Raw genomic sequence first — 12,785 nt, 5'->3', positions numbered from 1 at the left:
ACTATGATTTTCGTTTATTCGATCGGCGAATGATCCAGCGAATGAGCTGATACAGTACAAATACGACTCCAAGCAAAATAAGCGTCCGGGTCAGCGAACGTTCAACGATCTGAAACACTTGCTTCCACTGTTCACCAAACACGTAACCAATAGAGAAAAATACAGTGACCCAGATGGCTGTGCCTGCATAAGCGTACGTTACTACTGTACGGTAAGGGAGGCGAATAATACCGATGAAATAGCCAATAAATTGTCTCACGCCAGGAACAAAAAAGACGTAGAGCAACAGCTTGTCCCCATATTTATCATATCGTTTCCTTGTCTTCTCTAAGAACTCAGGATGAATAGACAGCCATTTTCCAAACCGATCTACAAGCGGAGTTCCAAACCGATAACCAATGCTATATGTAATCGTAACACCTAGAATTGCACCTGCCAGGGCAAATAAATAAGCAGGAAGCCAGTGCAGCAGACCTAGATATACTAAATATCCCGTATATGTTAACGTACTATTACCCGGAGGAATGGGCAAAGCAATAAAATCTAAGGGCAGCCCAATAAGTAATACATAGTACCCGTATTGATCGAACAATCTTTCTACTACATCAATCAGATTCATGAAGTCTCCTTATATACAGAAATAAATGTATTTTCTTTTCTAGAAATAGTAATCCATATGTAGAACTTTAATCAAGTTTACCCTTCTGCCTCTCAAAAGAATCATAGAGATAAGCAGAAGGTTCTTGCGCATGTTCTATAGTGAATGATACATCACAGAGGGTGCAATTAAGGGCAGTCCCAGCGGTAAGGTATGAATGATTTGGCTGCTAAGGATATGAATGATATCCGTATCGTTCAACCAGCACTCCGCAGCATACCTGGTCACGAATGGTCTTCGCTTTCCTTGACACAGTTGAAACAATTCCGAATTCTCATTCAGGGAGTTCTCCGCGATGATACTTCCTTCGGGTAAGCCAAAAGTGTAGTTTTGCAGCCTCATCATACCAGCGACCTCTTGTTCAGAGCTTGCCGTAATGTCCACCCCAGTCGGAATCTGACGAAGCTCCGGTCTTGATAAAGTGACAGCCCTCTTTCGAAACAGATGATAGTCAGCCTCTTCTCCACCATAGCTTACCCGATGTTTCTGTCCATCAGCTAACCAGTATAGACTCCCTGCTGCACTCTGAATCCAGCGATAGTTTGGGTAGAGATGGTAGGCATATTTATTTATTTCAGGAGTGTTTTCTGTTCGCAGTATTTCTTTTGTACTCTGAACAAGATCATGGGGATTTCCCCACTTGTCTGCATAAAACTTCGCATTACGATCATTCGTCTGAACGAACTGATCTGCAAGCTTCTTCATACTTACACTGCCATAATGATGAATAAAACTGTCTCCCGCCACAGCTAATTTTCGGTTTAGTAAGTGAATACGAATGTTCCAATCTTCATCTTCATAGTTTCCGATGCGATATCCTTCATCCAAATAGCCGACTTCTGATATGAGCTCACGCCGAAACAATAGACAGAATCCCACAAGCCTGTCTGTTATCCGCCACTGAGAAGGATCGGGGATACTGTATCTTTCCGCAAATGCCCACATGTCCTGTATCCGCTGATAAGGCACATCAATCTGCTGGTCTCCACCAATGTAATTCGTGACAGGGCCCACTGCTGCGATCTGCTCATCGCTCTGTAAACAATGGAGCATATGAGTTAACCACCCTTTTGTTACCACTGTATCATTGTTCAGCATGACAATATATTTGCCTCGTGCCATCATCAGCCCGTAATTAATTCCCCCTGAAAACCCGCGGTTTTCTTCAAGAATTGTATAGCGTATCCCTGATTTTTGATTCCGTAAATAAGCTGCTGTGCCATCACTTGACGCATTGTCCACGACAATAATCTCGTATGGCACGTCGGTGTTTGCCTTTATGCTGTTAATACATTCTTTAAGATAAGCGACCTGGTTAAATGTAGGAATAACAATACTGGTTCCATCCATGTAATTCCCGTATGATACTGTCCCCGCATTTAAGCCCTCTTCATAGCCCAACCGGTATCCGTCTTGATAAGCAGGGTTGGATGGCTGTGCGACTGATCCTCCTTGTTTTTGCTTCCTTTTTCTAGAGATGGTCCCTTTCTTGCTGAAGGTTTTTTTCATACGAATTCCCCTTTTATCAGCCAGGTGCTGCTTCATTATTTATCATTTCATCCACAACATGACCTATATCAATAGCAACCTTTCCGTACGTTGATGCAATTCGCTGACAGATAACGACAGCTGGAACACCCGCAGCTACAAGTGCAATATCATATTCGTATTTCGAACAGGAAGCAAGAACCTGGTCAATGCCAGAAAAATCAGAGACCGGATAGATTGTACCGGTCACATTAATTCCTTTTCCCCGCAGGACCTGCGCTGCACTTACGGCTTTGTTCCCGATGAGTAGTATACGCCTTCCGTACAGAAGCGGTATCATATACCCTGTGTGATATAGGCTATAGTTTATAGTAGAAGTCGTGAGTCTCATTTCTCTGATAGGCAGCTGGTAATGCTTGAATAAACGAAACATCAGCATCTGAAAAGCTGGTTTGCGTGATACAGGCACCCCGATATAATCAGCAGTTTTGATCGCATCTATTAAGGATATCTGTACAGAAGCATCAGGTACAGGCACTCCAGCATAGGGTAGGAATGCCCCTAACTCATCGACTTCTGCTGGAGACATCACTGTATCATAAGCAAGACTTAGCAGCTCCCCATCACCAAGCCTTACCAGCGATAGCGGCCTCTTCTCAACGATTGCGGTCCACAAGAGATCTCTAATCTCCGAGGTGCCTGCAAGCTGCAACATATGAGAACGATAATATTCAAGTCCTGCCTGGATTATATCTTCGCAAGTGACATCCGGCAGCAGCATCCCGTCAGGCATCCATTTCTCTACGAGGGCTTCACCACCTGAATAAAGTCCTTCTCTATATAAGGAATGAAGAGGAGGTTGATTCCTGGATTCAGTCATTACGGCCTTCTGCCTCTTTTTTGCTATCTGCTTGTCAGCCGGCTGTTTAGGAACCTTACGATGGCGCTTCGAGCCCGCAGAGGTTGATCTGGAGCCACGAAAGCTACCTTTCCCTCTCGTTCTGGACTTGGATCCGGAGAAAGTTTTATAGGAACGACTCCCTTTCTTATGTTTGGAGACTTGCTTGCGACTCATTATAGACCACTCTCCTATGGCAGTAGGTCTTTCATTTTTATTGTGGCCTCTTGTAAAGATTCAAACGTTCCTGCATCACTCCAGAAACCAGGAATAATATCATACTCTAACCCTCCTGCTGCGGCATACGCATTATTCACGTCCGTAATTTCAAGTTCTCCCCTTGCCGAGGGAGCAAGTCCGCTGATGAACTGAAATACGGAAGCATCGAACATGTAGAACCCAGTTACACTATAACCAGACTTAGGTTGATCCGGTTTTTCTTCAATATGAGAAATAAGTTTATTGTTCGCCGTGTCAAATACAGGGACGCCGTACCTTCTTAGATCCGCCACTTCTTTCAGCAGCACCCGGGCCGTTCCTTTCGGTTGTTTTGCATAAGATGCAACATAGGGACTTAGATCATCTGCGAACAAGTTATCCCCCAGCAGTACGACGAATTTCTCCTCTGGCAAAATAAATCCTTTGGCTAGATCTAGCGCTTCAGCGATTCCACCTGCTTGTTCTTGGATTCGGTAGGTAATACTCACGCCAAAAGCTTCTCCGCTGCCTAAAAAGTCAGTGTATAGACCTGAAGACTGCTTGCTGATGACCATAAAAATTTCTTTTATTCCTGCTTTACGCAAAGATTCAATTCCGTACACAATCATAGGATACTTCCCGACTGGCAGCAGATGTTTATTTAAATACAGGGTAAGCGGACGAAGACGTGTTCCCGTTCCTCCTGCAAGGATTACTCCTTTCAAGTCTATCCCTCCTTCGCATCAAATGAATTATCAATAAATTGCAGTGGATCTACCTTCCACTTCTCCATATATAACATCCGATTGCGGTTAATCATTTGCTGTAATCTTTCCTTCTTTTCTTTATTAAAACTTGCACTTCCCTCATGATGGACTAGAATATTACCCAAGACGAGAAGACGATATCCCGCCAGCCGAGCCCGATAACAATAATCATCATCTTCATAATGACCTGGGCTGAATCGTTCATCAAGATCGCCAATTGCCTCAAGAACCTCACGTTTGAACAAAAAACAGAGACCAACAATTCGGTTTACTTCTAACCATTTCTGAGGGTCCGGTCTATTATGTTCAGCCGCTATTTGTTGAAATTGCTCCACTGAATGGTACTCCACCGGAATCTGCTGAATTCCACTCGCATAATTGGTGACTGGGCCTACAATTCCAATAGATGGGTCACTATAAAGCCCTTGCAAGAGTAAGGTAAGCCAGTCTTTTGTCACCGTTACATCGTTGTTAAGCAGCAGCAGTGATTCCCCTCTAGCCAATCTTAACCCTGTATTACAGGCGGCAGGAAATCCTCCAGTCTTCGGTAAAGAAATGAAACGAACCTTCTCTGAAGCACAATAGCCAAATGTATCATCCGTAGAACCATCATCCACGACAATGATTTCATAAGGTTCATTCGTGTACTGACGGATGGAATCGATACACTGCTTCAGCCAACCTCTCCCATTAAATGAGGGGATTACTATACTCGTTAGAGGGTAATGATTCATTTGGCATTCCTCCAGCGCGCTACCTCTACTCTGCTTAAGAATGAGGCTTCGGTTTTTTCCTCCGCTTCCGCACGTAAAGTGCTTAACAGTGATGACAGTGCCTCAACATGATCTCCAATAATCATTTGTTCCACCGAATTCCCTTTCCCCACATTCCCTATTCTGCGGCGATTCTTTGTAATAACGTCAACGGATGCAGCCACCTCTACAGTGCATCCTTTTTGGATTGCTGTGGTTTGAGCTAGCGGCGGAACAATCAAGCTAGGATATCCTATCGTTTGAATACATTTTTTTGAAAGGGCGTGCGGAACAGAGATAAGGGAACTTGCACCCAGATCTCGCCTATTCAGTACCGAATTCAGATAACTTTTCAGACGTGTTACTGCATCCTGATTAGCAAAAGACGGTAAGTAGGAACGAAGATCATTTAGAGCCATATCTACCCCTCTGTCTACAGCATATAGAAAAGGAGCCAATTGTTCTGCTTTGATGACGATATCACCATCTGTGAACAATACCGTATCTGCGGTCGTCATTTGAGCACCGATCGCCCGCCCGACATCATGACCGACCCGCTCCGGCTCATAGATAATCGTCACGAGGGGGTATTCTCTCGCCAAATCATAACTATTGTCACTGCATCCATTGAGTACTACGATGATTTCTTGCAAAGGCAACCTGCTTAGTTCATTCAAAACAGCACCGAGCGTTTTTTCTTCGTCTGAAGCGGATACAACGGCTGCAGCTGAATGCGCAAGTGGCAATAATATAGGCAGGTTTGTACTTTTCTTCTTGAGATAAAAGGCATGCTGATAGGCTTCTGCAATTTGTCTAACTTGACCATATGGCAGGGATTTATTTACGGATTGAAAATACCATGACGTAAATTCCGCATGCACATTTTGTATGGATACCGAGGACTGGCGACGCAGTTTTTTCGAAGCGGCGAGACCTGCCTTTACTCCAAGAATCCGAAGCGTCTTAGGAGCAGATGAGATACGAGAAACACGGATTCGCTTCACGTTTTTATTTTTTCGCTTTCGCGGCTTTATCGTTTTCTTTGCAGTAGAGTTCCTCATTCTCATCACCTCGCCTCACTTCATTCGTACTAACTGCCGATCTCGGTATAAATCGGTGTAACCTGCTCTTGAACCATAGTTCTCGGTCAACCAGTGTATCGCTTCCTGATGGTCTCTGAGAATAACCTCCGTCAGTAGATCTGCTCCGCCCTTCCGCCGAGATGGATTCAGCTGACCCACGGGAATAGGATGAACCGCCTGAACATTCAGTCCGCTTGCTATTCCTATTGCCTGTGCAAGCGGAGGAGAACTGAGGGCGCTTGACCCCATCGTTTCGTATGCGTTACGACTGATCGCATGAGGTACTGCTGTCAGCGAAGCGCCCCTTAGGTCGGACCTTCCAAGCATAATATTTAACACATATTTGGCTTCGATGACCGGATGAACCGGTGTTCGCTGTATCGGACCCTTATAGTCATTAAGTGCGATATCAACACCCGATAGAACCGCCTGAATAAACGGCCGAAGCTGTTGAGCCGGTATAACCATATCTCCATCTACAAATAAAAGCACCCGTCCTTTTGCTGCTTCTGCTCCCATACGTCTCCCGACATCATGACCAAGTGGATCATGATAACGTAACACTTTGGCTCCCGCTGTCTCCGCTCGTACTGCTGTCTCATCTGTAGAACCATTATCCACAACGATTACTTCACTGGATGGATGAATTCGGCGGCCCTCGAGGACTGCTTCTGCAATCGTGGAATCCTCATTCATCGCAGGAATAATAACCGAAACTACCGGTTCATCTGAAGGAATGCTACGGGTCAGTGCTATGAATTGTTCCTGCTCTAGTGGGGATACCGTTGCCCAGATGGGCCTAGTTCTCTTACTTCTGCGTTTCTTGTTCTTACTTCGGTTATTTTTTATTTGATGGGTTCGATGAGGTTTCATGGAACCTTTCTTTGTTTTTTTTCTAATGATTCCCGGATGTTTAGGTTCTGAATTTTTTCTTGATCCGTTCTTCGCCTTCCGCTGTCTTTTACTCAAATCTCCCATGCGCTGTATACCTCCCTTGCAGGCCTCCAGCATATCGATGGAGTTATCACGTACATCTTATGACCATTTTCAATTTTGGAAACGGCAGTTGCCCTTCCTTTTCTTAATAACCTTCTCGGGTGAACAGATCAACATAGATCTGCAATCTTAGCATCCTATGCTATCTTTTGGGCGCCTGACACTGCGATTCATATCTCCTCTCTGCCCGTGCCTCTCCGTGGGTTTACTCCCCAGCTCCCGAATCAGGCTTGTATCATTTCTTCAGGTTCAGCTGTTGCCCTACCCGGGCTGTTCTCTTTTTTCATAGAATAAGAAGAATAACAACTAGGCAGGAAATAAATAGGAAGGGGTATGGTGATGAACCGTGTAGGAATTTTACTGGATTCAAGCATACTTCGGGGCATCCCTGCAGGTAGAACTAGACAGGAATCTCTTGCTTGCTATGAGCTTGCTGCTACTAGCTATGGTCTGACTGTCTGTTATCTAAGATTAGAAGATGTCGACCTACTTGCGGGTAAATGCAAAGCTTACATTCGTAAAAATCAACGTTACCAGATGCATCATATCGAAATCCCTAAGGTAATCCACAACCGGGCCATGCACTTCTCTAAAATCAGTCATTACTTAATTGCCGGTCTCATTCAGCGTGGCATTACTATTTTTAATGTGCGGAACCGTTATGGTAAAGATGAGATTTACCGATTGCTCATGAACAACACGGAACTATCCACTCATCTGCCGGAAACAGAACTTGCATCCATCGGGGCAATTCAGCGAATGCTAGAAAGACACCGTGATTTGATCCTTAAGCCGGTAAGCAGCAGTATAGGAAAAGGAATTATGCGTGTCATTCACGAACATGGAAATGGGAAAATCTTTATTTCATCGGCTCGTGATAAAAAGCGGGATCATTATCCGATCAAAAACGGGATTCTGCCTCCTGCACTATACGCTCGTATTCGGAAAAAGAATTACCTAGTTCAAGAACGGATTCCCCTAGCTACCTATGAAGGGTGTCCTATTGATCTTCGTGTCTCTGTGCAGAAAGGAAGTACGGGCTGCTGGCATGTAACGGGGATGTATGCGAAGGTTGCTCCACGGGATCATTTTGTGACTAATGTGGCTCAAGGCGGAATGGCATTGCCTTATGACGTAATACATCCCTTGGTTCTTCCCTCGCACTCATTACCAGCTGTTGTCCAACAGATCCACCACCTGGCTGTAACAGCCGCTCAGCATCTTTCCCTTACGTTACCTGGTCTAGCTGATCTAGGGTTTGACATGGCTCTTACCTCACAGGGAGAAATCTATTTCATCGAATGTAATGGCAGAGACCAGCGTTACGGTTTTCGAAAAGCAGGAATGGATAAGGAATGGCTGGAAAGTTATAGAAGTCCTATAGCGTATGCAAGATTTTTGTTGGAGCAGAGCTAAGGCACCCTCTGAATCTCTCTATGCAGATCATTTGATAAGAATAAAGCTGTATTGATTTCGCCTGCGTTCTGTGTCAATATAATGCAGAGTGGCCGGGCCGTTGAAACCCGGTCTATAAGGTACGTCTATAAGGGGGATATACATGTCGAAACCATTGCTGCGTCTGATGACAGAGCTTTCTTCACGTAAATGGATCTCCCGGATCACCGGCACTTTTTCGAAGAGCAGTGCAAGCCGGCTGCTTATTCCATGGTTTATCAAAACATATGAGATCCCTGCACACGAGGCAGAACTTGCACCTGGTGATTATCCCTCATTAAATGCTTTTTTTACGAGGAGATTACAGACAGGTGCAAGAATGATTTACGAAGAACCAAATATGCTCCTGAGTCCTGTGGACGGTAAGATTACAGCGATGAGCCCTATTACGGGAGGAACACTCCTCAATGTAAAAGGCCATGATTACACATTGTCAGATCTTCTCAACCATTCTCCTCATCTAGAAAAATATAAGAATGGCTGGGCTTTTGTACTGTATCTCAGTCCAAAAGATTATCATCGAATTCACTCTCCCGTATCTGGAACTTTGGTAGAAAGTGAACATATACGCGGTAAAGTATATCCTGTGAATGATTTCGGTCTTCGTCATATGAGGTCGGTACTCAGCCGAAATGAAAGACGAATTACATATATCAAACACGAATTTGGTGAGATCGCGGTGGTCAAAGTCGGGGCCATGAATGTAAGCAGCATTCAATATACAGACAATACAGCAACCGCTTGGGAACGCGGAGATGAACTTGCTTATTTTGAATTTGGTTCCACGGTTGTTCTCCTCTGCGAGGAAGGAACTTTTGAACCGAATCATGATCTTACTCTAGGACAAAATGTGAAAATGGGGCAGCCTCTTGGCTTGCTAAAACCTAAAAAATCACGTTCAGTATCCACTCAGCCACATACCTAAAAAAAGCAGCCGCTTTCAGGATATCCTGACAAGCTCGCTGCTTTTTATCTATGGCCAATCATCATATGGACTGAGATGTGATTATCATTGACATTAAAACCATATATCTTCTGCCGGTTTACGACGCATACGCGTGCGGAATAAATTCCACCCTTTACCCGAACAACCACGATTACGAATTCTTCGTGTTCCGTTCACGATTACACCCTCCTCCCTGTGCAAGCATTTTCATCTACTATTTCAAGTATTTCAAGTAAATACCCTGCACAAAAGAGTTTGAAACGGTCTCATCTCACCGAATTTCGGATGGACTCTTTCCTGTGTACTGTTTAAATTGCCTGCTAAAAAAGAAAATATCACGATATCCTAGCGCATCGGCTACTTCGGTCACATTCATACCCGCGTGAACCAATAGATGCTCGGCACGTTCAATTCTCATTTTTATAATATAAGACTGTACCGAATAACCGACCAGTTCTTTAAATTTAATTGAAAAATAACGCGGGGATAACCCTGCACGTGCAGCCAAATCCTCCACACGATGATTAATTCCCGGATGCTGCCTTACGTAGTTTGCAATCTCCTGGATCGCTTGTGCAAGCTGATTACTTACTTTCCTTTCCTCAGGCTCCTCTCGGTCAACCCGAAGCAGATGAATCATCAGCTGTTTAAGGATCAGTTTGATTTCTTCCTCTCTGCCATACGAATTAGACAAGAACAAACGCACATACCTAGCCAGCATGTGTTCAAAATGAACTGTTTCTCTAAGTTTGCGATAAGGACCAGGAACTTCCTCGACCAGCCCTTCCACATCAAAATGAATATACGTCAAGACAAATGGTTTTTGTGGATTATGAGTCGCACTCGTATGGTCACCAGGTCTAAACAGAAAACAGCTTCCTTTTTGGGCAGAAAAAGGTTCATCATTCAGGATAACGGTGCCTTCTCCGCTCCATACATAAAACAAATCATAGTTTTGCATCGGTTTTTCGCGCTTCTGCCATTTCCAGCCTGGCTCACAGACAATCTTGGCGACGGCGGGCAAAATCACAAAAGACGACGGTGACGCCTGTAACATGTCGTCCTTCCTCCTTATAAAAGTGGTTCCTATGTACTTTTTCTATTATAGCGTGAAACGTCTTGAAAAAAAACAGACGGGAGCAGCGATCTGTGAAGGTTCTTAGCGGTTTCTTATTTCTTCCCAAGCAGCTGCCATCCGTCTTGCGCCTTCTCTTATTCTTTCATCCGTTAGGTGTACATATCCAAAATACACAGCCGGTTTATGATCTTCCGTCATCTGATAGATCGCACTGTCCGTAAAATAAACTTCGTTCTGCTTGCACTTGTCCATAAATTGTACGTATTTCTCCCTGTTCTGCTTCCAGATGGCATACACTCTGATCCCTGCATCTCCAACATGAAGCTCAAAAAAATCATCCGTATAGGTTTCCATTGCTTCCACAAAAACATGCAGCTTAGAACCATACAATCGGGTTAACTTGCGTACATGTTTCGCATATCCGCCTCTTCGCATCCACTCCCCAAGTCCACGCTGCTCATTCAAACCCGGTGGAAACGGATCATAAAAAGACTTTACTGCCCGAGCAGCCTGTAGAAGTCCGCGCGGCAGTACGGCATAGCCAAGACGAAATCCCGGATACATTGTTTTTGAGAAAGAACCCATATAGATCACTCTGTCTTCTGAATCCAGCACTTTCAGCGGCTCAATGGGACGGCCCCGAAAACGAAAGTCACTATCATAACTGTCTTCTATAATGATAGCATTCCGCTTGTGAGCCCAGGCTAGCAGTTCTTGCCTTCGGGACAGGGGAAGCACAGCCCCCGTAGGAAAATGACGACTTGGCGTCACATATAGAAGGGAAGCATCCCAGTCTTCCGGAATAATTCCTGCCTCATCTACTGAGGCGAATATAGGAACACCACCATTAACACGGATCGCCTGCAAGAATCCTGGGTATCCGGGATTTTCTATCACCGCTTTTTCGGACTCATTCAGCAAGATTTGTGTCAGCAGGGCAATTCCTTGCATCGAACCGCTAAATAATACGATGAGATCAGGATCAACTGCAATACCCCGGCTTAGTCCAAGATGGCCCGCAATAGCTGCCCGAAGCAAAACATCACCTGCAGGATCAGTTACAGCAGAATCTTCGTCTTCCATTTTAGAGAAAGCGACTTTTCTCCACTCTGCAAAAGGAAAGTCATCGGCTGGCATTTCTCCTTTATCAAAGCGGATCTGATCCTCTATATGTATTTCTCCTGTCTCAGAAGAAGTCAAAAGTCCGCCTGCCTCTTCCCTTCTTTGTTGCTCCAGTACTCTTTTCCCCCAAGTAGACAGCGAAACTTCGGAAGAGGGATGAACAGCTTGTTTTTCTTCTATACGTACTACTGCTACATAGGTCCCTCGCCCGATCTCTGTAATGATATAACCGTCAGCGAGCAGCATATCGTAAGCTGTTGCAGCTGAACCTCTTGAGATACCATATTGCCGAGCTAGTTCCCGCGTAGCTGGTAATCGTCTGCCGCTCTGGAGTGTTCCTGTTAGAATCCCCTCACGAATTGCATGGTATAAGGCACTGTATTTGTAACGATATTTTGCTACGTAGTGTTCCCAGGGTATAGTGAATTCCATATCCAACCTCTCCCTTTTCTCTTACTCATTACTATCTCCCACTCTAATGGACCAATAAAAATTCGAATTATTGGATCTATTTTCATGACAATCTTCCCTCTATGATAAACAAAACAAAGGGGAGGTACTACGACAAATGAGAAGAAAAGAATTTACGATAGAGCAAGAAGCAGAAATCGAGGCCTTTCTGGCAGAGAAAACCTATGGGTTTCTTGGAACCATAAGTGTGGATGGAGATCCGCATATTACACCGCTGAATTTTGTATATGATAACGGTTATGTTTATTTTCATGGAAGCCTTGCAGGCGAAAAGATGAAGCATCTTAAAGCAAAGACTCGAGTCAGTTTTAATGTAGCAGAAGAGTATGCACTCATTCCTTCCTACTTCAGTGATCCCTTGCTGGCTTGTCCTGCTACTGCGTATTTCAAAAGTGTCACGGTTTTCGGTCATGCGGAGAAAGTATCTGATCCTTCAGAAAAAGCAAAGGCTCTCTCCTTGTTCATGAATAAACTCCAACCGGAAGGCGGATACACTCCTATTATTGCAAACGACGCCTTATATAAAGGGCAGCTAAAAGCAGTTGCTGTCATTCGTATCGTACCTGACCGAGTTACGGCTAAATTTAAATTTGGACAAAACCTAGAGCAAAGTAAACACGAGAAGGTGCAGGCCTTGCTCGAAGAACGAGGAACGAATAAAGACGTAGAAACAGCTGAACTCATGCGTAAATTTTGCCCGTTCCATACAGATCTAACATAAAAGTAACGCGTTCTTGCAGTGGGTGCTCACCTGAAGCCTTTTTTCCGTGACGGCACTAGGTGTTGGTGCTATAATATGAGGCAGTAAATGGTGACTATCCGGGCTGCGTCTTATATTATCACCTTAGAAGGTCAGAACGGATGCAATTCAAAG

Annotated in this window: 12 protein-coding genes; 3 read left to right on the top strand and 9 right to left on the bottom strand. The window is 44.5% G+C overall.

Annotated elements, in window-relative coordinates; translation table 11 throughout:
- Window position 1: 1 nt before the first annotated feature.
- From H9647_RS16815 to H9647_RS16785, 7 genes are all read right to left on the bottom strand, one after another.
- The gene (locus H9647_RS16815) at window positions 2–619 is read right to left on the bottom strand and encodes a DedA family protein (RefSeq protein WP_191802075.1); all 618 of its coding nucleotides are present in this window, start codon (window positions 617–619) and stop codon (window positions 2–4) included.
- Between the two features lie 135 nt (window positions 620–754).
- A complete protein-coding gene (locus H9647_RS16810; protein ID WP_191802073.1) occupies window positions 755–2,167 on the bottom strand; it encodes a glycosyltransferase family 2 protein in 1,413 nt (470 codons plus the stop codon).
- Between the two features lie 16 nt (window positions 2,168–2,183).
- Window positions 2,184–3,221 (bottom strand): GT-D fold domain-containing protein, encoded by a 1,038-nt coding sequence (locus H9647_RS16805; protein WP_191802071.1) that lies wholly within the window; start codon window positions 3,219–3,221, stop codon window positions 2,184–2,186.
- 14 nt (window positions 3,222–3,235) lie between these two features.
- Window positions 3,236–3,967: a sugar phosphate nucleotidyltransferase gene (locus tag H9647_RS16800; protein ID WP_191802069.1), complete on the bottom strand. Its 732-nt coding sequence runs from the start codon at window positions 3,965–3,967 to the stop codon at window positions 3,236–3,238.
- Window positions 3,968–3,969: 2 nt separating this feature from the next.
- A complete protein-coding gene (locus H9647_RS16795) occupies window positions 3,970–4,743 on the bottom strand; it encodes a glycosyltransferase family 2 protein (protein WP_191802067.1) in 774 nt (257 codons plus the stop codon).
- A complete protein-coding gene (locus H9647_RS16790) occupies window positions 4,740–5,765 on the bottom strand; it encodes a glycosyltransferase family 2 protein (RefSeq protein ID WP_191802064.1) in 1,026 nt (341 codons plus the stop codon). The genes H9647_RS16795 and H9647_RS16790 overlap by 4 nt, the downstream gene beginning before the upstream one ends.
- 72 nt (window positions 5,766–5,837) lie before the next feature.
- Complete coding sequence (locus tag H9647_RS16785) at window positions 5,838–6,821, bottom strand: glycosyltransferase family 2 protein (RefSeq protein WP_225229361.1); 984 nt, start codon at window positions 6,819–6,821, stop codon at window positions 5,838–5,840.
- 357 nt (window positions 6,822–7,178) lie between these two features.
- Between H9647_RS16785 and H9647_RS16780 the strand changes: the two genes are divergently transcribed.
- Window positions 7,179–8,255 (top strand): YheC/YheD family endospore coat-associated protein, encoded by a 1,077-nt coding sequence (locus H9647_RS16780; protein WP_191802062.1) that lies wholly within the window; start codon window positions 7,179–7,181, stop codon window positions 8,253–8,255.
- 142 nt (window positions 8,256–8,397) lie between these two features.
- Window positions 8,398–9,219, top strand: a complete 822-nt coding sequence (gene asd, locus H9647_RS16775) for an archaetidylserine decarboxylase (protein WP_191802060.1) — start codon at window positions 8,398–8,400, stop codon at window positions 9,217–9,219.
- A gap of 292 nt (window positions 9,220–9,511) precedes the next feature.
- Here asd and H9647_RS16770 read toward each other — a convergent pair whose 3' ends face one another.
- Together H9647_RS16770 and pdxR are read right to left on the bottom strand one after the other, a co-directional pair.
- On the bottom strand, window positions 9,512–10,297 hold the full coding sequence (locus H9647_RS16770; protein WP_191802058.1) for a helix-turn-helix domain-containing protein: 786 nt from the start codon (window positions 10,295–10,297) through the stop codon (window positions 9,512–9,514).
- A gap of 102 nt (window positions 10,298–10,399) precedes the next feature.
- Complete coding sequence (pdxR, locus tag H9647_RS16765) at window positions 10,400–11,872, bottom strand: MocR-like pyridoxine biosynthesis transcription factor PdxR (protein WP_191802056.1); 1,473 nt, start codon at window positions 11,870–11,872, stop codon at window positions 10,400–10,402.
- A 136-nt stretch (window positions 11,873–12,008) separates the two neighbouring features.
- On the opposite strand from pdxR, the gene H9647_RS16760 reads away from it, so the two are divergent.
- Window positions 12,009–12,632, top strand: a complete 624-nt coding sequence (locus H9647_RS16760; RefSeq protein ID WP_191802054.1) for a pyridoxamine 5'-phosphate oxidase family protein — start codon at window positions 12,009–12,011, stop codon at window positions 12,630–12,632.
- Window positions 12,633–12,785: the final 153 nt, after the last annotated feature.

Source organism: Paenibacillus gallinarum, assembly GCF_014836635.1.
GTDB lineage: Bacteria > Bacillota > Bacilli > Paenibacillales > Paenibacillaceae > Paenibacillus > Paenibacillus gallinarum.
This window is presented reverse-complemented; position numbering and strand designations above follow the sequence as displayed.

Excerpts from the sequence above, each read along its gene's own strand:
- H9647_RS16810 (WP_191802073.1), bottom strand. The coding sequence starts at position 2,167 with ATGAAAAAAACCTTCAGCAAGAAAGGGACCATCTCTAGAAAAAGGAAG.
- H9647_RS16795 (WP_191802067.1), bottom strand. The coding sequence starts at position 4,743 with ATGAATCATTACCCTCTAACGAGTATAGTAATCCCCTCATTTAATGGG.
- H9647_RS16815 (WP_191802075.1), bottom strand. The coding sequence starts at position 619 with ATGAATCTGATTGATGTAGTAGAAAGATTGTTCGATCAATACGGGTAC.
- pdxR (WP_191802056.1), bottom strand. The coding sequence starts at position 11,872 with ATGGAATTCACTATACCCTGGGAACACTACGTAGCAAAATATCGTTAC.
- H9647_RS16805 (WP_191802071.1), bottom strand. The coding sequence starts at position 3,221 with ATGAGTCGCAAGCAAGTCTCCAAACATAAGAAAGGGAGTCGTTCCTAT.
- H9647_RS16760 (WP_191802054.1), top strand. The coding sequence starts at position 12,009 with ATGAGAAGAAAAGAATTTACGATAGAGCAAGAAGCAGAAATCGAGGCC.
- asd (WP_191802060.1), top strand. The coding sequence starts at position 8,398 with ATGTCGAAACCATTGCTGCGTCTGATGACAGAGCTTTCTTCACGTAAA.
- H9647_RS16785 (WP_225229361.1), bottom strand. The coding sequence starts at position 6,821 with ATGGGAGATTTGAGTAAAAGACAGCGGAAGGCGAAGAACGGATCAAGA.
- H9647_RS16770 (WP_191802058.1), bottom strand. The coding sequence starts at position 10,297 with ATGTTACAGGCGTCACCGTCGTCTTTTGTGATTTTGCCCGCCGTCGCC.
- H9647_RS16780 (WP_191802062.1), top strand. The coding sequence starts at position 7,179 with ATGAACCGTGTAGGAATTTTACTGGATTCAAGCATACTTCGGGGCATC.